The sequence below is a fragment of the Streptomyces sp. NPDC002130 genome (genome assembly GCF_040296465.1).
In the GTDB taxonomy this organism is placed as follows: domain Bacteria; phylum Actinomycetota; class Actinomycetes; order Streptomycetales; family Streptomycetaceae; genus Streptomyces.
Window position 1 is genome coordinate 1 of record NZ_JBEOXI010000122.1, and the last position, 24,392, is coordinate 24,392.

Annotated in this window: 19 protein-coding genes and 1 pseudogene; 11 read left to right on the top strand and 9 right to left on the bottom strand. The window is 71.6% G+C overall.

The annotated features are described in order from the left end of the window. Positions 1 to 93 precede the first annotated feature (93 nt). The 6 genes from ABT116_RS22875 to ABT116_RS22900 form a co-directional block, all read right to left on the bottom strand. Positions 94 to 1,485 carry an MFS transporter gene (locus tag ABT116_RS22875; protein WP_351636906.1) on the bottom strand — a complete coding sequence of 464 codons (1,392 nt, stop codon included), beginning with the start codon at positions 1,483 to 1,485 and terminating at the stop codon, positions 94 to 96. Then, positions 1,482 to 5,255, bottom strand: a complete 3,774-nt coding sequence (locus ABT116_RS22880) for a type I polyketide synthase (protein WP_351636908.1) — start codon at positions 5,253 to 5,255, stop codon at positions 1,482 to 1,484. Before ABT116_RS22880 ends, ABT116_RS22875 begins: the two co-directional genes overlap by 4 nt. 1 nt (position 5,256) lies before the next feature. Further along, a complete protein-coding gene (locus ABT116_RS22885) occupies positions 5,257 to 6,435 on the bottom strand; it encodes a cytochrome P450 family protein (protein WP_351636910.1) in 1,179 nt (392 codons plus the stop codon). Continuing rightward, complete coding sequence (locus ABT116_RS22890) at positions 6,435 to 9,902, bottom strand: non-ribosomal peptide synthetase (RefSeq protein ID WP_351636911.1); 3,468 nt, start codon at positions 9,900 to 9,902, stop codon at positions 6,435 to 6,437. Before ABT116_RS22890 ends, ABT116_RS22885 begins: the two co-directional genes overlap by 1 nt. Then, positions 9,899 to 11,539, bottom strand: coding sequence for a condensation domain-containing protein (locus tag ABT116_RS22895; RefSeq protein WP_351636913.1), 1,641 nt, complete (start codon positions 11,537 to 11,539; stop codon positions 9,899 to 9,901). Before ABT116_RS22895 ends, ABT116_RS22890 begins: the two co-directional genes overlap by 4 nt. Before the next feature lie 171 nt (positions 11,540 to 11,710). Next, positions 11,711 to 11,881, bottom strand: a complete 171-nt coding sequence (locus ABT116_RS22900) for a hypothetical protein (RefSeq protein ID WP_351636915.1) — start codon at positions 11,879 to 11,881, stop codon at positions 11,711 to 11,713. Positions 11,882 to 12,085: 204 nt separating this feature from the next. Here ABT116_RS22900 and ABT116_RS22905 point away from each other — a divergent pair, with 204 nt between their 5' ends. The 5 genes from ABT116_RS22905 to ABT116_RS22925 all read left to right on the top strand — a co-directional run bounded on the left by ABT116_RS22905 (position 12,086) and on the right by ABT116_RS22925 (position 17,499). Then, complete coding sequence (locus ABT116_RS22905) at positions 12,086 to 13,066, top strand: LuxR C-terminal-related transcriptional regulator (protein ID WP_351636917.1); 981 nt, start codon at positions 12,086 to 12,088, stop codon at positions 13,064 to 13,066. A 349-nt stretch (positions 13,067 to 13,415) separates the two neighbouring features. Further along, positions 13,416 to 14,732 (top strand): cytochrome P450, encoded by a 1,317-nt coding sequence (locus tag ABT116_RS22910; protein WP_351636918.1) that lies wholly within the window; start codon positions 13,416 to 13,418, stop codon positions 14,730 to 14,732. Continuing rightward, a complete protein-coding gene (locus ABT116_RS22915) occupies positions 14,729 to 15,544 on the top strand; it encodes a thioesterase II family protein (RefSeq protein ID WP_351636920.1) in 816 nt (271 codons plus the stop codon). Before ABT116_RS22910 ends, ABT116_RS22915 begins: the two co-directional genes overlap by 4 nt. Before the next feature lie 10 nt (positions 15,545 to 15,554). Further along, positions 15,555 to 16,541, top strand: a complete 987-nt coding sequence (locus tag ABT116_RS22920) for an aldo/keto reductase (protein ID WP_351636922.1) — start codon at positions 15,555 to 15,557, stop codon at positions 16,539 to 16,541. Between the two features lie 241 nt (positions 16,542 to 16,782). Continuing rightward, on the top strand, positions 16,783 to 17,499 hold the full coding sequence (locus tag ABT116_RS22925) for a formylglycine-generating enzyme family protein (RefSeq protein ID WP_351636924.1): 717 nt from the start codon (positions 16,783 to 16,785) through the stop codon (positions 17,497 to 17,499). Here ABT116_RS22925 and ABT116_RS22930 read toward each other — a convergent pair. Beyond that, positions 17,453 to 17,878, bottom strand: a complete 426-nt coding sequence (locus ABT116_RS22930) for a hypothetical protein (protein WP_351636926.1) — start codon at positions 17,876 to 17,878, stop codon at positions 17,453 to 17,455. The two genes, ABT116_RS22925 and ABT116_RS22930, sit on opposite strands and share 47 nt — an antisense overlap. Positions 17,879 to 18,108: 230 nt before the next feature. After that, positions 18,109 to 18,955, bottom strand: a pseudogene (locus ABT116_RS22935) (lipase family protein); the annotation flags it as partial. Positions 18,956 to 19,159: 204 nt separating this feature from the next. Between ABT116_RS22935 and ABT116_RS22940 the strand changes: the two are divergent. Next, entirely contained in the window at positions 19,160 to 19,594 is a 435-nt protein-coding gene (locus ABT116_RS22940; protein ID WP_351636928.1) for a hypothetical protein, read from the top strand. 91 nt (positions 19,595 to 19,685) lie between these two features. Beyond that, complete coding sequence (locus tag ABT116_RS22945) at positions 19,686 to 19,934, top strand: hypothetical protein (RefSeq protein WP_351636930.1); 249 nt, start codon at positions 19,686 to 19,688, stop codon at positions 19,932 to 19,934. Positions 19,935 to 20,188: 254 nt separating this feature from the next. Here the strand turns inward: ABT116_RS22945 and ABT116_RS22950 are convergent, their stop codons facing one another. Further along, a complete protein-coding gene (locus tag ABT116_RS22950) occupies positions 20,189 to 20,701 on the bottom strand; it encodes a GtrA domain-containing protein (RefSeq protein ID WP_351636932.1) in 513 nt (170 codons plus the stop codon). A 520-nt stretch (positions 20,702 to 21,221) separates the two neighbouring features. Here ABT116_RS22950 and ABT116_RS22955 point away from each other — a divergent pair. The 4 genes from ABT116_RS22955 to ABT116_RS22970 all read left to right on the top strand — a co-directional run. Continuing rightward, positions 21,222 to 21,746 carry a hypothetical protein gene (locus ABT116_RS22955; protein ID WP_351636934.1) on the top strand — a complete coding sequence of 175 codons (525 nt, stop codon included), beginning with the start codon at positions 21,222 to 21,224 and terminating at the stop codon, positions 21,744 to 21,746. 83 nt (positions 21,747 to 21,829) lie between these two features. Further along, on the top strand, positions 21,830 to 22,678 hold the full coding sequence (locus ABT116_RS22960) for a DUF4097 family beta strand repeat-containing protein (protein ID WP_351636936.1): 849 nt from the start codon (positions 21,830 to 21,832) through the stop codon (positions 22,676 to 22,678). 77 nt (positions 22,679 to 22,755) lie between these two features. Further along, positions 22,756 to 23,733, top strand: coding sequence for an ATP-binding cassette domain-containing protein (locus ABT116_RS22965; RefSeq protein WP_351636938.1), 978 nt, complete (start codon positions 22,756 to 22,758; stop codon positions 23,731 to 23,733). Next, positions 23,730 to 24,392 (top strand): ABC transporter permease (locus tag ABT116_RS22970; RefSeq protein WP_351636940.1); only part of this gene is annotated, 663 nt, incomplete at its 3' end. The genes ABT116_RS22965 and ABT116_RS22970, both read left to right, overlap by 4 nt.

A 24,392-nucleotide genomic window follows, 5' to 3' on the forward strand; every position in this document is an offset into this window, starting at 1 on the left:
GCTTGGCATTGGCGGTGTGCAGGTCGTTGCCCTCGGGGGCGGTGAAGAACTCGGGGGGAAGCTGTTCCTGGGTGCGGGGCAGCTCGGTGGTCATCAGGAATCCCCTTCCTTGTGCGGGGCTGCTGGAGCCTCCTGGGAGTGGCCGCCCTCGGCGGGCGCGCCGGTGACGGCGGTGTCCGTGTACGCCTCGGGGGGCGCGAGCCCGCGGATGCGCGGGCTGAGGGTGGGCAGGGCGGCGAGGCCGGAGATGACGGCCATGATGGTGAACACCCAGACCGGACCGGCCTGGTCGAAGACGGTGCCGATGATGAACACACCGGCCGGGGCCGCGATCATCGACATGAACATCACCGCGCCCAGCACCCGGCCCTGCGCCTTGTCGGGGACCATCGCCGCGAGGTAGGCGAGGAACAGCGCGCTGGTGATCGGGCCGCGCAGGAACACGCAGGCGACGATGATGCCGAGCGGGACGAGCCCGGAGACGTTGGCGAGGAGGACGGCGGCGACGGGGCCGATCCAGGCGGCGGCCAGGAAGAGTTTCGCCGGTGCGACCTTCTTGATGACGGGTCCCGCGATCAGTGAGCCGGCCAGGCCGCCGATGCCCGCGATGGACAGCAGGAGGCCGGTGAACCCGGAGGAGGCGCCCCGGCTTTCGGCGGTGGCGATCAGGGCGAGGAACACGCCGGAGTGGGTGAACGCCATGTTCGAACCCATGATCCAGACGATCAGCAGGCGCAGTACCGGCTGCCGGGCGAGGATGCGGAAGCCCTCGGCCGTGTTGCGCTTCTCGCCCGGGGTGAACTGCTCCACCTTCATCGGCTTGCGGATGAACAGCAGCAGCACGGTCGAGACGAGGAAGCCGATCGCCGCGCTCAGGAACGGAAACGCGCGGGCCACGCCGAACAGGAAGCCACCGACGGGCGGGCCCCCCATGGTGGCGGCGAAGTACCGGATCTGGTTCTGGGCCGTGGCCTGGGTCAGCTGGGACGGCGGAACGAGCTGCTTGATGGCGGCGAGCCCCGTCGGGTTGGAGATGCCCAGGCAGGCGGCCGAGCCGACGGCGATGGCGAACACGAGGGCGGGCTGTGTCTGGTCGGCGAAGATCAGCACACTGAACAGGCCGAGCAGAGCGACCCGGACCAGGTTGCAGATGATCATCAGCAGCCGGCGGTCCATCCGGTCGGCGAGTGTGCCGCCGGGGATGGACAACAGGCTGGTGGTGATGAGCTGGGCCGAGCCGACTGCTCCGGCGTAGAAGGCCGAACCCGTTGTGGTGAGGATGAGCAGCGGATACGCGACCTCCGCCGTTTCCTTCGCGAGCGCGGCGAACGCCTCACTGGTCCACAGGGCCTGGAAGTCGCGATTGCGCAGCAGCGGCTTCTCGGCGTCCTTGGGCTTGTCGTTGTCGTTGCCCCCGGCGGCGTCGGCGTCCGGCGGCGCCGGGTCCGCGGACTCGGTGCCGGGAGGTGTCTGCGAGACGGTCAAGAGTCGTTCCTCTCCTCGTGCGGTGGCCCGGACCGGGTGTCCGGGCGGAGTGCCTCGCCGATGCGTGCGGCCAGGTCGTCGACGTACGGCGGTTGCAACATCGACCAGTGGTCGCCGCCCACCGCCGTCACTCGCAGTCCCGCCGGGTAGAGGCCCGCGAGGCGGTGGGCGAGCCGGCCGGCCGACGCGGGGGCCGTCTGCGCCTTGAAGAGGACGGCCGGACAGTTCACCCGGCGTGGCCGGTGGGCCAGTACGGCGGCCTGGCCCGCGAGGAACCGCCGTCGCGCCTCGGGACTGCGGCGGTGCACTCCGGCCAGGGGCCCGACGCCGAGCAGCGTGTCCAGACCGGCCTTCAGACCGCCGAGCAGGAAGCGGGGGGCGGCGGCGACCGGCAGCGGGTGGGTGTCGGGCACGTATCCGTCCAGCGAGACCAGCAGGTCGACCTCGTGCCCGCGCAGAGCGAGCAGCCGGGCGGTCTCGTGCGCGACCACCGCGCCGAACGACCATCCGCCGAGGGTGAACGGGCCGGTGGGCTGGGCCCGCAGCAGGTTCCTCACGTGCGTGGCGGCGAGGGACCCGACCGAGCGGCGGCCCTCCCGGTCGTCGTGGGCCGGCGCTTCCAGGGCCAGGACCGGCCGGTCGCCTTCGAGTACGAGCCGCGCGGCCAGGGCCCGGTAGGGCAGGGCGTTGCCGAGGGCGTCCGCGACGAGGAAGAAGGGCCGCCCGGAGCCCTCCCGCAGGGTGGCCACGCCCGGCAGGGGGGAGGCCGGGCCGGCCCGGTCGCCGAGCCTGTTCTCCACCAGCTCGACGAGTCCGCCGAAGGTCGCCTTCAGCATGAAGTCGGTGACGGACACGTCCGCTCCCACCCGCTCGCGGACGGCGGTGGTGAGCGCGAGGGCGAGCAGCGACTCGCCCCCGAGGCCGAAGAAGTCGTCCGGGTCGGCGGCGGTGGTGACGCCGAGGGTCCGGCACCACGCCTCTTCCAGGAGTGACCGCACTGATCGCTCCGTCCGGGAGGCCGGGGGCACGGTTGTGTCCCGGGGGGCCGGGGTGACGGCCGCGTCGGGCCGTACGGCGGCCGGTACGCGTTCCTCCCGGGGCGCCGCAGGTTCCGGATCCGGGTCCTCGCCCAGGAACGGGTGCGCGGGCAGCGAGCAGCGCTGCGGCCGGTCACCGTCGTCGCTGTGCCGGCTGTCCAGGACGGTGTCGAGGGCGCGGTCGACGCCCAGTTCCCACAGGGCGCCGATCGCGTCGAGGAGCCCGGCCTCCGGGCCGTCCGGCCGGCCGGGGGCGAACCGGACGGTCCGGTGGGCGGGGTCCCAGCCAGGTGCGGCCCGCAGCGAGCCGGTCATCGACCCGCCGGGACCCAGCTCCAGGTAGGTGGTGCAGCCGGAGCCGAGCAGCGTGGCCGTGCAGGTGTCCAGGCGGACCGGCTCGCGCAGATGCGCCGCCCACTGCTCCGGGCTGACCGCGGCCTGCGGATCGGCCCACCGGCCGGTGGTGTTGGTGATGTACGGCAGCCGGGGCGGGCGGGCGGGCATCGACGACAGATGGTCCCGCACCGCCTCGGCTGCCGGGTTCATGGCCGGCGTGTGGAAGGCACGCCGGGTGTGGACCGGGGTGACGCGCAGCCCGTGGAGGGCGTCCCCCGCGACGAGGAGGTCCATCTCCGCCACGCCGCCGGCGAGAACGGCGGACCCGTTGCCGCGTACCGCGACGGTGACGCCGCAGTTCTCCGGCAGCAGGGCTTCGACGTCCTCGGGCGAGGCGTGGACGACGATCATGCGGCCGGGGGCGGCGTCGCGCATCGCGCGGGCCCGCGCATGGACGAGGCCGACCGCCTCGGGCAGGGACCACACGTCGGCGAGGGCCGCGGCGGTGTACTCGCCGATGCTGTTGCCGAGCATGGCGTGCGGTGTGACCCCCCACGCCGCGAGCTGACGGCCGAAGGAGTAGCCGAGGGCGAACAGGCCGAGCTGCTGGTGGACGGTGTCGGAGAACCAGTCGGCCGTGCCCTCGTACGCCTCGCCCGGGGTGATCACGGGTCCCAGGTCCACGCCGCAGTCGTCGGCCGCGGTCTTGCGGATCTCCTCGAACGCCGCCCGGAATTCCGGGAGCAGACGGTGCGCGGCCTCGCCCGCCGCGTCCTTGAGGACGCCCTGGCCGGGGAAGAGGAAGGCGACCTTGCCCAGCCGCCCGGGGGAGCCGAGCCGTTCGGCCGCGCCGTGCGCGGCGCGCAGCGCCTCGGCGGCGTGTCCGGCGTCCCGGACGACCACGGCCTGCCGGTGCCGGTGGCGGCGGCGCCCGGCCAGGGTCCGGGCGGCCCCGGCCGGATCGGGGCCGTCCACGCCGTCGCGGAAACGTTCCTCGAGCGCCGAGCCGAGCCGGGCGAGCGCCGCCGGCGTGTGCCCCGTCAGCGGCAGCACCTGCGGGCGGGCCGTGCGCGCGGGCCGGGGGACGGCGGGTGCCTCGGTGAGGACGACGTGCGCGTTGGTGCCGCCGACGCCGAACGAGCTGACCGCGCCGGCCCGCTCCGCCCGGCCCTCGCGCGGCGTCCACGGTTCGAGCCCGGTCGCCACCCGGAACGGCGAACCGTCCAGTTCGAGCAGCGGGTTGGGAGTCGTGTAGTGCGCCGTCGGGACGATCTCCCGGTGTTCCAGCATGAGAGCCGTCTTGATCAGACCCGTGACACCCGCGGCCGCGCCGGTGTGACCGATGTTGCCCTTCACGGCGCCGAGCACGCACCGGCCTGCCTCCCCGCGGGCCGGTCCGAACACCTCCGTCAGCGCCTGCACTTCGATGGGGTCGCCGAGCCGGGTGGCGGTCCCGTGCGCTTCCACGTGGCCCACCGCCGCGGCGGGAATCCCCGCGTCCGCCAGGGCGTCGCGGATCACCTCGCTCTGCCCGGCCGCGGAGGGTGCGGTGTACGCCATCTTGTCCGCGCCGTCGTTGTTGACGGCCGTTCCGGCGATGACGGCGGCGATCCGGTCGCCGTCCCGCACGGCGTCGGCGAGCCGCTTGAGCACGACGACACCGACGCCCTCGCTGGGCACGGTCCCGCCGGACCGTGCGTCGAACGGGCGGCAGTACCCGTCCGGCGCGAGGATCCCGCCCGGCTCGAAGAGGTAGCCCCACTCGCCGTGCGGCATCACCGTGACCCCACCGGCGAGAGCGGCGTCGCACTCACCGCCGCGCAGTGCCCGCACCGCCAGGTGCACGGCCGTCAGGGAGGTCGAACAGGCCGTCTGCACGGTGATCGCGGGACCGCGCAGCCCCAGTTTGTACGCCACCCGGGTGGCGACGAAGTCCTTCTCCCGCCCGATGTACCGGGCCAGTTCGCCGAGCGCGGCATCGTCCCGGCCGGGCCCCGAGCGGTCGGCACCGGCGTACACGCCGATCCGTCCCCGGAACCGGGCGGGGTCGATGCCCGCGTCGTCGACAGCCGTGGCCGCGCACTCCAGGAAGACCCGCTGCTGGGGGTCCATCGCCGCCGCCTCCGCCCGGCTGTACCGGAAGAAGGACCAGTCGAAGCGGCGGGAGTCCTCGATGACGCCCATGGCCGGTACGAAGTTCTCCCGGCCCACATAGGCGGGATCCACCCCGCGCCGGTGCAGCTCCTCACGGGTGGGGCGGCTGATGCCGTCCCGGCCCGCCCGGATCAGCGACCGGAACGCCCGGACATCGGGCGCGCCGGGCAGCCGGCAGGCCATGCCGACGACGGCGACGGCGTACTCACCGGAGGGGGAGGAGGACACGGGAGGCAGGGACATGTCAGGCTTCTCCGCCCAGGTCGACGTAGAGGTGGTCGAGACCGACGTAGCTGAGGTTGGGGCCCCACACGGCGGCCTCGTCGGACAGCCGGGCCTTCGGGAACCGCCGCGCGAGGCGCCGCAGCAGGACCGCCGCCTCCATACGGGCCAGCGGGGCGCCGACGCAGTAGTGCGGCCCGTAGCCGAAGACGAGATTCCGGTCGGTGCCCTCGCCGGTGGCCGGCTCCGCGGCGGTGGACGCGCCCGTGACCGGGCACACCGCGTCGGGCGCGGCCTCGTCGAGCGGCCCCTGTCCGGTGAGGCTCACCAGGACCAGGTCGCCCGCGCGCAGCCGGGCTCCGGCGATCTCCTGGTCGTGGGCGACGACCCGCCCCAGGTGCCGCAGCGGCGGCCGCCGCACCAGCACGGACTCCACCAGGTTCTCGACCACGCCGGGCCGGTCCGCCCGTACCGCCTCCCACAGCTCCCGGTCGCCGAGCGCCGTGAGAACGGTGGAGCCGAGCAGCGAGGCGGTGGTCTCCAGGCCGCCGAAGAGGCACATCGCCCAGGTCGCGTTCGTGCGAGCCCGGTCCTCGGGCGTGTCGGTGGGGAAGTCCTCCAGGGCCCGCGCCCCGGCGAGCGCCTCGGTCATCTCCACCATGACCCGCTGTGCCGCCCGGGCGTGGTCGCGGCGGTACATGGCACCGATGAACAGCGACAGGGTCCGCGACCATTCGTGCAGCACCGGCGGTGGTACGTCGACGCCGACCACGTGCGCCATCACCTCGCCGGAGATGCCCTCGGCCACGGCCGGCATCACGTCGCAGGGACGTGTGGCCGCGAGCCGGGTCAGGCACTCCTCCGTGATCTCCTCGACGCGGGGCGTCAGGGACCGTACGTAGGAGGCGGACAGCATCCGCTGGACGGGGCGCCGCAGCGCCGTGTGCTCGGGAGCGTCGGCCTGGACGAACCAGAGCCGCAGGAACTCGGTGAGCTCGCGGTACTCGGCGCGGGTGGCGTCCGCCATGTACAGCTGGAAGGAACGCTCGAAGGTCCCCGAGGCGAATCCGGGGTGGTTGAGGACCTGCCGGGCCAGGCGGGGGTCCGCCACGACCCAGCACTCCAGTCCTTCGTCCCACTCCGGTGCCCGCACGCCGTCCGCCAGGGACAGCGGCGGGACCGGCGCCGCGGTACGGGCCATCAGACCGCGGCCTTCTCGACGAGCGCGCGCAGCCCGGCGGGCGTGGGGGACAGCAGGAAGTCCCGCAGCCGGACGGACACCCCCAGCTCCTGCTTGACCTGGCGCATGAGGCGGACCGCGCCGAGGGAGTTGCCACCGATCACGAAGAAGTCGGTGTCCTCGGTGATGCCCGTGACCGGTTCCGGCGCCTCGATGACGGCGGCGAACAGTCCGGCGATGGCTTCGAGACCGATACCGGCAGGCACCGCGGCCGCGGCCCCGGCCACGGTCTCGGCCGCGGGCTTCGGCTCCGCCCCGGTGACGGCCACGGCCGGGGTCTGCTTCGCCGGCCCCGCGAGCGCGGCCAGTGCGCGCCGGTCCACCTTGCCGTTGGCGGTGACGGGCAGCCGGTCCACCACGGCCCACAGCGCCGGGACCATGTAGGACGGCAGCCGCTCGGCCAGCAGGTCGCGCAGTCCGGCCGTGCCGACGGCCGCACCGGGGGCCGGGACGACGGCGGCGACGAGCCGCTTCTCGGCGCTGTCGCCCTCGCTGACCACGACCACGGCGTCCTGCACCCCGGGATGCTCGGCGAGCACGTCGCTGATCGCACTCAGCTCGATCCGGTACCCGCGCAGCTTGACCTGGTCGTCGGCGCGGCCGAGGAAGCGCACCCGGCCCCGGCTGTCGATACGCACCAGGTCGCCCGTGCGGTACAGCCGCTCGGGTACGTCCGGTGACAGGTGCCCGAACACGCGGGCCGTCTCCCGCTCGTCGCCCAGGTAGCCGTCGGCGAGGCCCTCACCGCCGGTGTACAGCTCACCCACGGCACCGGGCGGAAGCAGCCGGCGGCGCCCGTCCAGCACGTACACGCGCGTGCCGGGGACGGGGCGGCCGATGGGCAGCGGCCCGTCCACGTCCTCCGCGCGTGCCACCGAGTGGGTGGTGGTGAAGGTGGTGTTCTCGGTGGGGCCGTAGCCGTTGGTGACGACCAGACCGGGGTGCCGGGCCAGGACCCGCGCGGTGTGCTCGTGCGGTACCACGTCTCCGCCGGTGAGGAGCTGGCGCAGGCTGCCGAGCGAGTCCGAGGCGAACTCCTCGACGAGCCGGAAGAGCCCGGCGGTCAGCCATGCCACGGTGACGCCGCGCTCCCGCAGGAAGGCCCCGAGCTCGGTCGGCGACGCCAGTCCGGCCGGGTGCACCTCCAGGGTCGCACCGGTCAGCAGCGCGCCCCACAGTTCGAGGGTGGAGGCGTCGAAGGAGAGCGGGGACAGCCGCAGCATCCGCTCGCCCTCGCCGAGCCGCACGTAACCCGCCTCGTGGACCAGGCGGATCACCGCGCGGTGCGGGACGCCGACGCCCTTGGGACGGCCGGTCGAGCCGGAGGTGAAGGCGACGTACGCGAGGCGGGCCGGGTCCTCGGGCGGTGCGGGCACCGTCCGTGGGTCGGCGGGCCGCCAGCCGGGTTCCCAGACCGGCACGGCCGGGGCGCCGAGCTCCGCGAACCGGCGCGCGGCCGGTGATCCGACGGGGCCCGTCAGCGCGGCGCTGGGCCGGGCCCGCTCCACGATCCGCGCGAGGTGGCTGTCCGGCTGCGCCGGGTCGATGCCCACGTACGCGGCCGACGCCCACTGCACACCGAGCACGGCGACGGTCTCGGCCACCGACCGCTCCACGCCCACGAGCACCCGGTCGCCCGGTTCGACTCCGGCGGCGATCAGCAGGCGGGCCTGCTCGGCGGCGGCTGCGGCGAGTTCGCTGTAGGTGAGGGAGTGGTGCGCGTCGCGGACCGCGACGGTGTCGGGGTGACGCGCCGCCGTCTCGCGGAACAGCGCGTCGAGGGACGTCCGGGGGAAGTCCCGGCCGGTTTCGTTGATCTCGTCGAGCAGCTGGTGTCCCTCGGCGGAGATGCAGCGGACGTCCTCGAGGCGGGCCTCGGGGGCGGCGCTGATCCGCTCGACGGTCGCGAGGAAATCGGAGACGAAGGACTGGGCTTCGGCCTCGTGCCACACGCCGGTCGCGTATTCGAGGTGGCCGGCGAACGAGGGGTCCGCCTGGCCGATCAGCATGGTCAGGTCGAACTGCGAGCCGCCGCCGTGCCCTTCCTCGATCTGGATGCGGACCGGCCCTGCGCTGAGCTCGCTCGGCACCAGCTGGTCGTGCATGCCGAAGCAGACCTGGACGAGCGGGTGGCAGCCGAGGCTTCGCTCGATGCCGAGACGGGCGACGATCTCCTCGAACGGCAGATCGCCGGCGTCGATGGCGGCACCGAGGTTGCGGTGCACCCCCCGGAGGAACGCGGCGACGTCGACGTCGTCGTCCACATCGATCAGAAGGGGTACGAGATTGCCCGTGACGGCGACCAGCCGACGCAGCTCGGAGCTGCCGCGGCCGAGCAGCGGGACGCCGACCAGGAGCCGGCGGCTGCCGGTGCGCCGGGCCAGGCAGAGGCCGAAGGCGCCGAGGAGCAGGGAGTACGGGGTGATGCCGAGGGCCTGCGCCCGGCGGCTGACCCGGTCGGTGGTGTCCGGGCCGAGGTCGAGGCCGAGGCGGTCGCCGGCGCCGTCCTGGAGGGTGGGACGCTGCCGGTCGGCGGGGAGTTCGAGGACACTGGGGACCCCGGCGAGGTGCTGCTTCCAGAACGCGGTCTGCTCGTCCCAGACGCCTCGGGCGCGGGCCTCCTCCTGGTGCCGGCGCAGGGCGGACAGCGGGCTGCCGAGGCTCTGGGCGGCTCGTTCGCACTCGGCCTTGGACTCGGCGTAGCTGTCGAATATCTCGCGCAGCAGGTAGCCGACGGCGAAGCCGTCCAGGACCATGTGGTGCGCGGTCAGGACCAGGGCGGAGCGCTCGTCGGAAGGGTCGGCCGGGGTCCAGTGGGCGAACCGGTAGGCGGGAGCGGCGGCCAGGTCGAAGGGCTCGCGGCCCAGTTCGGCGCTGCGGCGCCGTACATGGCCCTCGAAGGTCTCGGTCGGGTCGTCGTGGACGTACTCGACGACTTCCGGCGCGTGGACGGGCAGGACCTCCTGGACCACGTCGTCGCCGGCCTCGCGGAAGACGACCCGCAGCCCCTCGTGGCGTGCGGCGGTGGCCGCGAGGGCCTTGGCCAGGATGCCGGGGTCGAGCCGGCCGCCTCGGCTGAAGCACCGGAACACCAGGTTGTACGGGGAGCCCCCGGCCACCTTCTCGATCAGCCACATACCGCGCTGGGCGGGAGTGAGCGCCTGTTCGGTGTCGAGGCCGGACAGGGATGCCGGTGCCGGCTCGGTCGCCGTGGCCGCGGGGGTGGCGGCGGCGAGGACCTCGGTGAGCGGGGCGTCACCGAGCAACTCCATGATGGGGACGCGCAGTCCCAGGCGCTCCTGGAGTACGCCGGCCAGACGCATGGCACGCAGCGAGTCGCCGCCGAGCGCGATGAAACTCCGGTCGCCGAACGCCTCCGGGCCGTCCGGTATCTCCATGACCTCGGCGGCCAGTGCGCCGGCCGTCATCGGTTGCCACCCGTGGGCTCGGCGGCCGATGAGGCGGCGCCGGCGATGAGTTCGGCCTGGCCGCCGACGGTCGGCGAGCGGAACAGGTCCATGGTCCGGACCTCTCGGCCCGAGACCTGGCCGAGACGCTCCACGAGGAGCACGAGCAGCAGGGAATCGCCGCCGGCCTCGAAGAAGCTGACGTCGTCGGCGAACTCGTCGGTGTCCAGGACTTCGTTCCACACGGAGCGGACGAGTGCGAGGCGGGCCGCCGGGTCGTCCAGGTCGGCGGGGGCGGCGGTGGGGCGTACGGACTCTTCGAGCACGGGTTTCTCCGGGAATGTGGCCAGGCCCGCGGCGCTGCGCCGCAGATCGTGAAGGAAACGCGAGACGTCGGTGTGGCCGAAGACGTTGACGGGGTAGTCCAGCGAGAGGGCGAGTCGCCGTCCCCCCGCCGTGTCCTCCAGCCGGACGAACATCGCCAGGTCGTACTTGACGAACATCGGGTCGAGTGGGCGGAGCCGGCCCGTGACATCCGGGGTGAGCTCCAAGGACCGCGGCGCCTCGTCGAGGTTGACGAGGACCGGCGACAGCGGCGGCCACAGGGCGTTGCGGTCGGGGTTGAGGGCGGCGGAGACGGCGTCGAGGGGGACGTCGCTGTCGACGAACGCCTCCATGCCGCTGACGCGCACCCCGCTGAGCAGGTCGCGCCAGGTGTCACCCGGGCCGACGGTGACCCGCAGCACGACCGTGGTCATGAACATGCCGATCACGTCCGCGGTGGCGGGATCGTCCCGTCCGGGCCAGGCGAAGGCGATGAGGAAGTCACGCTGCGGCCCGGTACGGGCGAGGGTGCCGGCGAGCAGGGCGACCCCGACCATGAAGGGGGTGCACCCCTCCTGCGCGGCCACCGCCATCGCCTTCTCGGTGGTCTCCTCGTCGAGAACCGTCGCCAGGGTGGCGCCGAGCAGGGACTGCTCGCCCTCCTGCGGTGTGCGGGTGAACGGCAGCCGGACCTCGGGAGGTGCGCCGCGGAGCCGGCCGACGACGTCGGCGACCTGCTCCTCGATCTCCTCGGGGGTGCGCTCCGCGGCCACCGTCGCCGGGTGTGGCGGGTCGCTCGACTCGGGCTCCACGCCGTCGACCCCGGCGCGGTAGAGGGAGCTGATCTCGTCGAGGAGCATGCCGCGCGAGACCCCGTCGAAGACGATGTGGTGCACGTTGAGGACGAGGAGCGTGCGCTCCGGGCCCAAGCGGATGATCTCGGCGCGAGCGGGCGCGTCCCGGCCCAGGTCGAAGGGCGCGCCGCTCAGGGTCCGTACGCGCTGGTCGACCTCGTCCTCGCTCCATCCCTCGGTGGCGGCGTCGCGCAGTCCGGGCTCGGCGGGCGGCCCGTCGGTGTGGTACTCGACCCGGCGGCGCTTGATGTCGAGCCGGAAGCGGGCCCGCAGCGAGGGGTGCCGCGCGAGGGCCTTCCGAACGGACGAGACCAGCACCTCGTGGTCAACCGGACCGGTGAACTCCACGACGGTGGGTACCAGTTGGGTGGGGCGCAGCAGCGCGTCGCGGTCCAGGACCCACATACCTTGCTGGACCCGGGTGGCCGGATACCAGGTGTGGCCGTCGGGTGACGCACCGTTCGGCGTTTCGGGCAGCACGAAGCGACCTCCGAAATCTGTGGGAAGAGGGGGTGACATGCGGCGTACGGGACCCGCCGCGTGGATCGCCGCTCCGTCGATCAGGGCGGGGCGGGCCGGCCGGTGTACGCCGGGATCAGTGCGGGTCCGCCGGGAAGGACGGGTCCGGGACCGGGAAGGGCAGGCCCGGGATCAGCCCCACTGCGAATCGTCCTCGCCGGCGCCCGGGGCGGGGGTGCTGCCCCACTGGGAGTCGGCCACAACGGCCTGGCCGGCCGGGGCCTGGGCGGCGGTGACGCCGACGACGGCCGCGCCCACGAGGGCAAGCGTGCCGAGTATGTGTCTGAGAACGTTCCTGTTCATCTGTCCCCCATTGTTTTGCTTCTGCAAGAGATCCGGACATCTGCGGAACGGAACCCGGATCGGGTTCCTCCGGTGTCCAGGGCTGTGGCGGTTGTGCGGCAGAGCTGTGGTGGTTCCCCGTTGGAAGCATGCACGTATCGGCGTGCAAGGTCATCGAGGATCGAGCAGGATGATCCCGCATTGCTGAAACCAGCAGGGGGAAAAGTGTGCACAAATGCGGACAATGAGGCGGAGGATCGCGATGGCGTCCTCTGCGACGAGGGGCTCCAGTACTACGCGGAGGCCCTTCGCGGCCGCCCCCCTGCCACCGAGTGCCCTTCATGTCTGCTGGACCTGGGTCTCGTCCAGCGGTTGCCCGACGGCAGCCTGGCCGCCATCCCGCCACGCCTGGCGGCCGGTGCCCGGCTGGACCGTCTCGAACACGCCATCGAGGAGAAGAGGACCGCTCTCGCGACGCTGCGTGTCTCGGTCAACCGGGCCCAGGACGTCTACCTGGAAAGCTACGGGAAGGGCGAATCGCACCTGATCCGTGCGGTGCGGGGCCAGGAGGCGATCAGCGCGACCCTCTCGGCGGCCGTGCACGCCTGCCAGCAGGAGCTGCTGACCGCGCAGCCCGGCGGCGGCCGCCCCCAGGAGCTGCTCGACAAGGCGCTCGAGAGCGATCTGGAGGCGATCGGCCGCGGGGTGCGGCAGCGCACGATCTACCAGCACACGATCCGCACCCACCAGCCCACGCTCACCTACGCCGAGCGCATCTCGCAGGCGGGCGGCGAAGTGCGCACCCTGGACGAGGTGTTCGACCGGCTGATCGTCTGCGACCGGAAGATCGCGTTCATCCCCGACCCCGGCTCGGAACGCCGTGACACGGCACTCGCGGTCGAACACCCCGGGGTGGTGCGCTACCTGGTGGGACTCTTCGACCACGCCTGGCAGCGGGCCCAGCCGCTGCGCACGTTCCCCAGCAGCCGGCTCCCTCCGCTCCTCATCGACGAGGTACGGCGCACGATCCTGCGGCACATGGTCAACGGCCACACCGACGAGGCGATAGCGAGCCGTCTCGGCATGAGTCCGCGCAGCGTCTCCAACCACATGCGCTGGGCCGCCGAACTGTTCGGCAGCCGCAGCCGGGCCCAACTGGCCTACCTCATAGGCAAGAGCGGCTTCCTGGACACCGTGCCCGACTGACGGCGTCATGGGATCCGGTTCGGGCTTCACCTTCCCCTCGGTGTCATGTACGTTGTGCCGGAAGCATCTTCCAGGCCCGGCCGTCCATCGGCCGTCGCACCGCGCAGACCGGCTGGTTCCCCGTCGCGCTGTGAGGGACGAGCTCCGGCAGTATTCCGGAGCCGTATCCCGATCTGGCCGTGTAGCCCACCCACTTACATCCCCTCGGGTTCCCGCTCCTGGCTTCCCGCCCGCTGCCGTACGCCGTGCCGTTCCTCGGCGCACGACGGTCCGGAGCTGCGAGGAGGGGGTGAAGCGTGGCACACGGCACGGCGCCTTCCTGCCCATCACGGTGAAAGGAAGACGGGCCTTGACCGTCCACGCCACACCCGCCCCTGCCGGACCCTCGCTCGCTCCGCCGCCGGGCTGCCCGATGCACGCGGCCACCACCGGACCCGCCGACGGCGTGGACCTCGTGGATCCGGCTCTCTACAGCGACGGCGACCCGCACCCCGTCTGGCGCCGGATGCGCACCATGGACACGCTGACCCGTCACCAGGTCGACGACGAGCGCTGGTTCTGGAACATCGTGCGCTTCGAGGACGCCGACCGGGTCCTGCGGGACACCGCGACCTTCACCTCCGAACGCGGCACCATGCTCGACCTGCTGGGCACGGACGACCCGGCCGGCGGCAAGCAGCTCGCGGCCACCGACCCGCCCCGCCACACCGAGATGCAGGGACGCCTCAAGAAGGCCCTGGCGATCAAGTCGGTCGACCGGCAACGCGAGATGATCCGCGACCTGGTGGTCCCCCTCATCGAACCACTCGGCGACGGCGGCACGTTCGACTTCGCGCAGACCATGCTGACCATGCCGATGTCGGTCACCGGCACCATGATGGGCCTGCCGACCGTGGACTGGGCCTGGCTCAGCCGGCTGACCACGGTGTGCATCGCGGCCGACGACCCCGAATACCAGGACCCGGGCGGCCGGGACGTCACCCTGAAGGCCGCCCACCGCGACCTGTTCGCGTACTTCCAGGACCTGGTCCGGTTCCGTCGCGACAACCTCGGGGACGATCTGCTGAGCGTGCTCATCTCCACGGAGTTCGAAGGCCGGCACATGGCCTCCGAGGAGATCGTCGCCAACTGCTACAGCCTCCTGCTCGGTGCGAACGTCACCACCCCCCACCCGCCGAACTTCGTCATGGCCGAGTTCATCGACACGGGAGTGCTCCAGGACTGGGCGGCACACCCAGAGGCCGACGACACGGCCCTGAACGAAGCCCTGCGCTGGGCCTCGCCCGTCAACCACTTCCTGCGGTACGCCACCCGCGACGTGGAGATCCGCAACACCCGGATCAGCGCCGGGGACGCGGTCGTCATCTGGCTCGGCTCCGCCAACCGCGACGAGACCGTCTTCGCCCGCGGCCAGGAGTTCGACATCCGCCGCAGGCCCAACAAGCACCTGGCCTTCGGTATCGGGCCCCACTACTGCATCGGGCACAGCGTCGCCCGCGTCAGCCTGAAAACCCTGTTCCACGAGCTGTTCACCCGCTTCGAGGACTTCCGGCCGGCCGGCCCTCCGGAGCGGCTGCGCTCCAACTTCGTCTCCGGCTACAAGCACATCCCCATCACGGCCCGCCGAGCCCGCGGCGGCAACGGGCGTGCGAGGAGCACCGGATGACACGGCCGCACCCGAACGCCGTCCCCCCCACCGGCAGCCCGTGGCTCCGCCGCTTCCACGCCGCGCCGGCCGGCTCCCCGCTCCTGCTGTGCTTCCCGCACGCCGGCGGCAGCGCCTCGTACTTCTTCCCGTTCTCGGCACGGCTGGCCGCGCACGCCGATGTGCTGGTGGTCCAGTACCCCGGGCGGCAGGAGCGGTTCGCCGACCGGTGTGTGGAGTCCCTGCACGAGATGGCCGATCTGATCACCGAGGAGCTGCTGCAACAGCTGTCACCATCAAGGCCGTTCAGCCTCTTCGGACACAGCATGGGCGCCTCCCTCGCCTTCGAGGTGGCCTGCCGGCTGAGGGACGCGGGCTTCCCGCCCGCCGCTCTCACCGTCTCCGGCCGCCGCGCCCCTTCGATACCCGCTCCCGGATCGGTGCACCTCGCCGACGACGACCGGCTGATCGCCGACATCAAGCTGCTGGGCGGCACCGAACAGGGGATGCTCGACAACCCGGAGCTGCTCGCCGCGATCCTGCCCGCCGTGCGCAGCGACTACGTGGCCACCGAGACGTACCGGTTCCGTGGAGCGGACCCGCTTGACTGCCCGGTCACCGCCCTGATCGGCGACGTCGACCCGCGCGTCGACGAGCCGCAGGCGCTGGCCTGGCGCAGCCACGGCACCGGCCCGTTCCGCCTGCGCGTGTACGCCGGCGGCCACTTCTATCTCGTACCCCACATCGACGCCGTCGTGGCGGAGTTGCTCGCGGACCTGCCGGTCCGTGCCGCGACCACCGCCGGAACCGAGTCGGCCACCTCCCACCACTGAAGGGTTCACCATGAAGTACCGCGTCATCGGCAGCACGCCCGAGACCCGTCGTGAGGTCAGCGTCCTGAGCCTCGGCGCCATGACCTTCGGCACCACCGTCGACGAGGCCACCTCCTTCGCGATCCTCGACCGGTTCGTCGAGGCGGGCGGCACGTTCATCGACACCTCGAACAACTACGCGTTCTGGGTGAACGGCACACAGGGCGGCGAGAGCGAGCAGCTCGTCGGCCGCTGGCTGCGCAGCCGCGGGATCGGCGACGAGATCACCATCGCCACCAAGCTCGGCGCCCGCCCCAACCAGCCCACCCAGACCTTCAGCCTCGACGTGGAGGGCCTGTCCGCCAAGGTCATCCGCGAGTCGGCGGAGCGCAGCAGGGAACACCTCGGCATCGAGAAGATCCACCTGCTGTACGCGCACATCATGGACGAGAAGACCCCCCTCGAGGAGACCGTCCAGGGCTTCGCGGAGGTCGTCGCCGACGGAGTGGCCGGCCTGCTCGGCGCCAGCAACCACTGGTCCTGGCGGATCGAGCGCGCCCGCGCCCTGGCCGCCGCCGCCGGTGTCCCCGGCTACGAGGTGCTCCAGCACCACCACAGCTACCTGCGCCAGCGCACCGACATCCCGAGCATGCGTTCCCCCGACGGCAACCAGGGCCTGGTCAGCGGCGACCTCCTCAGCTACCTCCGCGCCAACCCGTCGCTCACCCAGGTCGCGTACTCCCCCCTGATCTCCGGCGCGTACGTCCGCGACGACAAGCCGCTCGGCCCCGGTTTCGACCACGCGGGCACCCAGCCCAGGCTGAAGGCGGTCCGCGAGGTGGCCGCCGAGACCGGCGCGACCGTCAACCAGGTGGTGCTGTCCTGGCTCATGGGCGGGGACATCCCGGTTCTCCCGCTGGTCGGTGCCTCGTCCGTCGCGCAGCTGGAGGAAAGCCTGGGCGCGGTGGACCTCGACCTGACCGCGGAGCAGCGGGCCAAGCTGGACAGCGTCCACTGAGGCGACCGCCCGCCCCCGAGCCGCGGAGCCCGATCCACCCCGTGATGTGTCATCGGGGTGGCGGGTTCGGCCCCGGCGAGGGACGGATCGTCGTCCCCGCCCGGGTTCCCGTCCGCATCCGAGATGGTCGCTGCTAGCGTCCGGCACCATGTGGACTCAAGAGATCGTGGCCGGCCGACCTGCTTGGCGGCACATACCCTCCGGAGTGCTCTTCCGGATGGTCCCCGGTGGGACGTTCCGGATGGGCTTGTCCGACGGGGAACTGGAAGCGATTCGAGCCATCGAGCGGGCCGACGACACCGATGACGATCTCGAAGCGTTCTTCGCCGATGCCGTCCAGGCCCGGCCGGTACGCGAGGTGCGGGTCGAGCCGTTCCTGATCGCCCGGCATCCCCTGACGGTGGCGCAGGTACGGCACTGGCTGCCCGAGTACGAGGACAGCTTCGCCCAATCGGATTCGAGCACGGCCCGATGCGAGGACGACTTGGACGACCTGCTGGGGGCATTGCCGTTCCGGCTGCCCAGCGAGGCGGAATGGGAGTACGCGGCCCGGGCGGGTACGACCACTCTGACCTTCCGCGGGGACGGGAGGCCGGACGAGGACCAGGTGCTCGACGACTTCGCCGACGAGGAGCGCACTGCCGCGGCCGAGAACGCCTTCGGGCTGGCGGCGATGGGGTCGGCCAACGAAATCTGTGCCGACCTGTGGATTCCGCACTTCGAGGACGCGCCTCTGGACGCACGCCCACGCACCGGGGACGGACCACGGGTGGTGCGCGGAGGCGGCGGCGACCTCTCTCCGTGGCAGGGCTGCGACGAGTGGCTGCTGTTGCTCTCCGCGACCCGTGACGAGGTCCAGGACTTCACCGCGGTCCGCCCGGTCGCACCTGTGCCGGCCAGCGACAGCCCCTCTACCCCGAACAGTGGCCTCTGGTCATCTCGACATAGGTCAATTTGACATCCCCTTCAGTGGTCAGCTTATGGTTCCCATCGTCGGGAATTTCCACGTTCCAGGTTTCTGTGTATGGATCGGGGAGGGGTTGCTCCTCATCGCTTTCCAGCGCCTCTTTGGGTGAATATTTGATTTCTTTCCCTTGGAGCTCGAACGTGCCGGTCTCTCTGTAGTTGCCATCCTCGTATACGTAAGTCGAATCGGCTTCGAATTCTGCGTAGTTGACCTCGTCCTCGGTGATCCAGCTACCCAACAGCTCCCCTGGGTACGTCAGTTCCGCCGCCGCGGTGGCCTCACCACTCATGGCGATGAGAGAAAAGCTCAAGAGGGCAGCACCCGCACTGTTGCGTATGGCTTTTGCTGGTTGAATCCCGACGCGGTGCATGGTTGCTCCCTAGTGGTGGGGCCAGAGAAGCTCTTTTCTGTCATGCTGCACCCTTGTGACGCACTGTCGCATCTCGATCTTTCCCTATTTCACAATTTTATCGTTCGCCATTCTCATGTTGAGGTGTTAATCAATGCTCTATCGGCGACGCGGACGGTGATCAGGCGGCCGTCACATCCTTCAGCGGCCCCGTCCGGAGACCGGGTGGGCGGGGCCGCCGGATGGCTCGGTCAGCGCTGGAAGGGCATCGTCCAGCAGTTGGACGTGGCCGGTTTGCCCTCCAGGCGGTCGGTGAGCCAGGAGATCGCCGCTCCCTGGTCGGTGAGGAGGGGGGCGAGGTGGTTGGTGAGGAGTTTGTCGCCGAGGTCGGGCAGGCTGACGGCCTCGTAGGTGACGTTGCCGCTCTTACGGCACCAGTCCACGGCCAGTTGGCGGGCCTGGGCGTGCGGAACGATGTCGTCCTGGACGCCGGTGGCCACCCGGACCGGACCGGCCGCTTGAGCGTCCCGATGCGCTGCTTGTCGAGGACGGCAAGGTTCGCCTCGGCGACGTCCCGCATGTCGGGGTACGCCTGGACGAAGCCGTTGATCGCCCAGCCCAGGGCAGCGGCCAGGGCACTGCCGTCGATCCCCTTCATGACGGCGGTCAGGTCGGCGGGCGGCGCGCCGGCGTAGGTGCCGGGCCAGGGGGACGTCGGGCGCGTAGGTGGGCTGCAGTTCGGCCGCCGAGGCGGTGGCGCCGCCGCCCTCGCTGTACCCGTACAGGCCGACGCGGGAGCCGGAGGAGAGGGAGGTGCCGGGGAGAGCGCGCGCCGCACGGACGGCGTCCAGCACCGCGTGCCCCGCGTCCACGCGGTTGACGTAGGTGTGCAGACGGTCGGTGGCGCCCAGGCCGACGTGGTCGGTGACGACGACGGCTGCTCCGGTGGCGAGGAGTCGGTGGATCGCCAGGTTGTCGTAGCCGACGGACAGGGTCTGCCCGCTGACGGTGAGCGGGTGCTGCAGGGCGAACGAGGGCGCGCACTGGTCGCCCTGGCCCATGGTCCCCCCAGGCCACCGCCACAAGCGGGCGGGGCCCGAGCTCCACGGCCCTGGTGTCTCGCCCTCTCTTGCGCTTGCCCCCTCGCTCTTCTGCCAGTTGCGGGACTCAACTGCCGCTCGACAGGTCGCAGGCCCCGGTGGTCGATGGCGGATCCGGCGACGACGGCGTCAGCATCTCCCCGATGACCGCGATCACAGCGCCACCCCCGAACGGTCGTGGGCGGTCCGGCATGATGCCCGGGTGAGCATCATCGTCGAGTTTTTCGCGGCTCCGGATGACGCGTCAGCGGCTCTGGTTCTTCAGACCGGGCCGCGACGCGCATTCGAGTCGCTCTCCTTCGGCAACTTCGATCCCGAAGAGGCCGTGGTCGAGTGGGAGTGCCTTCTCGCCGGCGGCAGCTTCGAGGAACTCGTCGAAGCCGGCGAGCCTCGTATCGTCGCCGGCCAGGGCGATGACGGGTGCGTCGTGTTCGCGATCTCGCCTCGGCTGTCCGCAGCACTCGCCGAGGCTGAGCGGTCCGAGTTGAAGGATGCCGCTGTCGCTTGGTCCTTGCAGCGCGCGGAGGACGGTGAGGTCATCGACGCGGAGATCGCCTTCGTGATCCTGGGTGATCTGGCTGCTCTCGTCAGCAGCGCCCGACGCCAAGGCCAAGGTGTCTACTGCTGGGTTTCATAGGGGTCACGTTCGGAGCCAGATCGCACACCCTGCCGCACTACGGGGAGGCGTGCGCGCACCTGTTCGTGGCCGGCAAGCGGAGGGAAGTGACATGCATCAACATCATCAGGTAGGCGACGAAGGGGGTGCCGACGAGACCGCCCGGCCGGACCGCGCGCCGTCCTGGATGATCCCGCTGGAGGTCGCCGTGTTCGTCGCCGTCACCCTGGCCGTGACCGCGCTGGTCCTGATCGGAACGACCTACACCGCCCTCCTCCTCACCGGGGCCGCGGCCGTGGGTCTCGTCGCCGCGACGCGCACCCGCAACCGGGTGCTGCGCCGACACCGCCTTCGTCCCTGACGCCGCCGTCGTCGGACTCTCCGGTGGGGCTGACCCGACCCGATGGCCGGTGGCTGACCGGCTGCTCACGAGATCGCCAAGTGCATACGCTCGTCTACATGTTGAAGCGGACAGCACAAGCAGTCATCGCCGGCGCACTCGCCTGGTCGCGGCGAGCTTGGAGGCTGCATCCAGCGCGGGCGGTTCATCGGGTCCGTAGCGCCTCCGGGTCGCATTCACTTCGGGACCGGAGTGCACCAGGTGCTGCCTTCCTGTCAGGCGGCGTAGCTGAGCACCGCCGGGCTTGCGGCGGCCGCGGTCGCGTGCAAGGGACGGGCGGTGCGCACGGTGGGCGCGGCCTGCGCGCGGTTCCGCGTGAAGACGACGAGGCGCAGCACCGTGAACCGCGCGACACCGGCGAGTGCGGAGGCGGACAGGTAGACGACCTGCTCCAGCATCACACCGGGCGCCGCCACCATCTGCTGCAGGACAAGCATCGCCACGCAGGTCACTGCGTATGCGGCCGCCGCGGACCCGGCCGATTGCGCATGCTGGCGCCAGGTCGCGCGTCCGCCCGCGCCGAAGGTGAAGCGGGCGTGCAGCTCGGTGGCGAGGAGCGTGGAAACCACGGTGATCAGGGCGTTGGCCAAAGCCCAGGGGATCCAGGAGGCGAGGGCCGCCACGGCGAAGCTGGAGGTGATCCCCACTCCACCGCCGCAGAGCACGAAGCGGGCGAAGGCGGTGAAGGCGGCGGGCGCCGTCTGCTCCTGGCTCTGTGCTGTCTCCATGATCCGCCCCTTCTGATGGCTCACTCCGCGAAAACGCGCACCCCTCGGCCTGTGCGGCCAAGGTGTTCGCTGCCAATGACGCCACTATGGCACATGAATGGCGCCACATCGAGCCTAAATAGCGCCACGGAGTCGGCGTCGGGCGCGGAAGCGCAGGCCGGAGACTCGCCACAGCTTCGGCGTGCGCCGCAGGCGTGGTGAGGTCGTGGCGCGCGCATCGGCGACTCGGAGGGCCCCTATGTCACTGAGTTCCGGCCTGGGCTGGGTCCAACCGTGAACCGAGAGGCGGCGGGTCCCTTCTCGCGCATCCGGATGGCGCCACATAGGCCACGATGGCGCCGGGCGGCGTCCCTTGGCGCCACTTCATGCTCCCGGAGGCGCGTGAGCGTGCATGGCGCCACAATGATTCGGGGTGCTCTGCACGCGTTTCCGCAGCTCAGGGTGATCGCCCACAAGTCCGCCCCGTGTGCGGCGCCACTCGGCCTTGCGCGTGGCGCCACTACGGTGCCATGATGGCGTCATGGACCTCACCCCGTATGTCGACAACCTCCGCCGCGAACTCGCGGTGGCCGCCGAAGCCGGCGGCGACGAAGCCCGAGAGCTGGCCGAGAGGCTCATCGCGCCCCTGGAGTCGGCGACCCGCCTGACCATGCTCAACGTGCTCTCCGCCGCGATGGACGAGATCACCCGCGAACTCGCCCCCGGCTCTGTCGACGTACGGTTGCGCGGGCTCGACCCCGACTTCGTGGTGACACCGCCGCCCACCGACGGCGGCGCTCCCGCGGAGCCGGCCGCGCCCGTCGAACCTCTCAGGACCACGGCCCCGGTCTTGGCCGACGGCGACGAGGGCGGCACCGCCCGCGTCAATCTGCGCCTGCCGGCCCATCTCAAGGCCCGCGCCGAGGAGGCCGCGAGCCGCGAGGGCCTGTCGGTCAACGCATGGCTGGTGCGCGCCGTGTCGGCCGCGGTCGACGGCGGCACCCGGCCGCGTACGACGGAGAAGACCCAGACGGTCGGACAGAGCTTCACGGGCTGGGTGCGCTAGCCGCGCCCCCCATCAGCGCCACTTCACCCACACCACGTCCCACCAGCAGGGACGGCTCAAGGACTCAAGAGGACGGGACAGCCATGCCTTCTTTCGACACTCCCGGAACGATCTCGGTCACGGCGCGCGTGGAGGCCGGTTCCATCCAGCTCAGCGCGGGCGACCGCCGCGAGACGGTCGTCGAAGTGCGGCCCCGCGACCCGAAGAAGGACCTGGACGTACGGGCCGCCGAGCAGACCGAGGTCACCTACGCGGGCGGCGTACTGACGATCAGGACGCCCAAGGGCAATCTGCTCGGGCTCGGCCGCACCGGCACCGTCGACGTGACGGTCGAACTGCCCGCGGGCTCGCGTGTCGACATGACCGGCGCCTGGGCCCAGGTGCTCGGCGAGGGCCGGCTCGGCGAGGTCAGTGTGAAGACCTCGTCCGGCGACGTCCGTCTCGACACGACGGGTCCGCTCCAGCTGACCGCGTCACACGGCTCGATCACCGTGGACCGGGTCGAAGGCAGGGCCGAGATCACCACCAGCTCCGGCAGTCTGCGCGTCGGCCTCGTCGACGGCCCCGCCGTCCTGAAGAACTCGCACGGCACCACGACCGTCGACGTCGCGATCGGCGAGCTGCGGGTGAGCGGCGCCAACGGCGACATCGAGATCCGGCGCGCCGAGGACTCGGTCACCGCCACCACCGCCCACGGCACCCTGCGGGTGGGTGAAGTGGCCCGCGGCAGCGTCCAGTTGGAGACCAATTACGGCGCCATCGACGTCGGCGTCCGCGAGGGCACGGCCGCCTGGCTCGACGTCCGCTCGAACTCCGGCCAGGTGCGCAACACGCTGACCGCGTCCGAGAGCCCGGAGCAGACCGAGGACACGGTCAAGGTCCGCGCCCGCACCAAGTACGGCAACATCGACGTCCGCCGCGCCAGGGCCTGAGCACCACATCGTCAACCGGCCCCTTCTCCCACTCACTCATCAGCCTTCGACCGGAGGGCCCCATGCCTTCATCTGTCATGCCCACGCCCAGGCGGGGTGACGGTCCGCAGCCGTCGGCCGCCGTCTCCACCGTCGGTCTGCGCAAGTCGTACGGCGACAAGACCGTCCTGGACGGAATCGATCTGCATATCCCCGCCGGGTCCGTGTTCGCGCTGCTCGGGCCCAACGGCGCCGGCAAGACCACCGCCGTGAAGATCCTGTCCACGCTCATCACCGCCGACGGCGGACAGGCCCAGGTCGCGGGCCACGACGTCGCCACCTCCCCGGACGGGGTGCGCGCCGCGATCGGTGTCACCGGGCAGTTCTCCGCCGTCGACGGGCTGATCACCGGCGAGGAGAACATGCTCCTCATGGCGGACCTGCACCACCTGTCCAAGAGCGAGGGGCGGCAGGTCGCCGCCGAGCTGCTGGAGCGGTTCGACCTCACCGAGGCCGCCAAGAAGCCCGCCTCCACCTACTCCGGCGGGATGAAGCGCCGCCTGGACATCGCCATGACCCTGGTCGGCAAGCCGCGGATCATCTTCCTCGACGAGCCGACGACCGGCCTCGACCCGCGCTCCCGCCACAACATGTGGCAGATCATCCGCGAACTCGTCTCCGACGGCGTCACCGTCTTCCTCACCACCCAGTACCTGGAAGAGGCCGACGAGCTCGCCGACCGCATCGCGGTGCTGAACGACGGCCGGATCGCCGCCGAGGGCACCGCCGACGAGCTGAAACGGCTGATCCCCGGAGGGCACGTCCGGCTGCGCTTCACCGACCCGTCCGCATACCGGAGAGCCGCCTCCGCCCTGCGTGAGGTCACCCGGGACGACGAGGCGCTGGCGCTGCAGATCCCCAGCGACGGCAGCCAGCGCGAGCTGCGCTCCATCCTCGACTGGCTGGACTCCGCCGGCATCGAGGCCGACGAGCTGACCATGCACACCCCCGACCTCGACGACGTGTTCTTCGCCCTGACCGGCGGCACCGACCAGCCCGAGGAGGCTGTCCGATGAGCACCCCCCTGGCTCCCGCCCGCCCGGCCCGGCTCTCCCTCGCCCTGCGCGACTCCTCCACGATGCTGCGCCGCAACCTCCTGCACGCCCGGCGCTACCCGTCCCTCACCCTGAACCTGCTGCTCACGCCGATCGTCCTGCTGCTGTTGTTCGTCTACGTCTTCGGCGACGTGATGAGCGCGGGCATCGGCGGTGGCGGCGCCGACCGCTCGCAGTACATCGCGTATCTCGTCCCGGGCATCCTGCTGATGACCGTCGGTGGCACCCTGGTCGGCACCGCGGTGTCCGTCTCCATGGACATGACCGAGGGCATCATCGCCCGCTTCCGCACGATGGCGATCCACCGCGGTTCCGTGCTCATCGGACACGTCATCAGCAGCGTGGTGCAATCGGTCATCAGCGTGACTCTCGTCGGCGCCGTCGGCGTGGCCATCGGCTTCCGATCCACGGATGCCACGGTCCTGGAGTGGATCGCGGCCTTCGGGCTGCTCGCGCTGTTCGCCCTGGCGTTCACCTGGATCGCCGTCGGGATGGGCATGGTCAGCCCCAGCGCCGAGGCAGCCAGCAACAACGCGCTGCCGCTGGTCTTCCTGCCGCTCATCTCCAGCGCCTTCGTCCCGGTCGACGCGATGCCGGGCTGGTTCCAGCCGATCGCCCAG

Bases quoted from the DNA above. Each gene is read 5' to 3' on its own strand.
- ABT116_RS22900 (WP_351636915.1), bottom strand. From the start codon at position 11,881: ATGAACAGGAACGTTCTCAGACACATACTCGGCACGCTTGCCCTCGTG.
- ABT116_RS22925 (WP_351636924.1), top strand. From the start codon at position 16,783: ATGGGCTTGTCCGACGGGGAACTGGAAGCGATTCGAGCCATCGAGCGG.
- ABT116_RS22915 (WP_351636920.1), top strand. From the start codon at position 14,729: ATGACACGGCCGCACCCGAACGCCGTCCCCCCCACCGGCAGCCCGTGG.
- ABT116_RS22945 (WP_351636930.1), top strand. From the start codon at position 19,686: ATGCATCAACATCATCAGGTAGGCGACGAAGGGGGTGCCGACGAGACC.
- ABT116_RS22955 (WP_351636934.1), top strand. From the start codon at position 21,222: ATGGACCTCACCCCGTATGTCGACAACCTCCGCCGCGAACTCGCGGTG.
- ABT116_RS22930 (WP_351636926.1), bottom strand. From the start codon at position 17,878: ATGCACCGCGTCGGGATTCAACCAGCAAAAGCCATACGCAACAGTGCG.
- ABT116_RS22920 (WP_351636922.1), top strand. From the start codon at position 15,555: ATGAAGTACCGCGTCATCGGCAGCACGCCCGAGACCCGTCGTGAGGTC.
- ABT116_RS22880 (WP_351636908.1), bottom strand. From the start codon at position 5,255: ATGTCCCTGCCTCCCGTGTCCTCCTCCCCCTCCGGTGAGTACGCCGTC.
- ABT116_RS22890 (WP_351636911.1), bottom strand. From the start codon at position 9,902: ATGACGGCCGGCGCACTGGCCGCCGAGGTCATGGAGATACCGGACGGC.
- ABT116_RS22960 (WP_351636936.1), top strand. From the start codon at position 21,830: ATGCCTTCTTTCGACACTCCCGGAACGATCTCGGTCACGGCGCGCGTG.
- ABT116_RS22950 (WP_351636932.1), bottom strand. From the start codon at position 20,701: ATGGAGACAGCACAGAGCCAGGAGCAGACGGCGCCCGCCGCCTTCACC.
- ABT116_RS22965 (WP_351636938.1), top strand. From the start codon at position 22,756: ATGCCCACGCCCAGGCGGGGTGACGGTCCGCAGCCGTCGGCCGCCGTC.
- ABT116_RS22885 (WP_351636910.1), bottom strand. From the start codon at position 6,435: ATGGCCCGTACCGCGGCGCCGGTCCCGCCGCTGTCCCTGGCGGACGGC.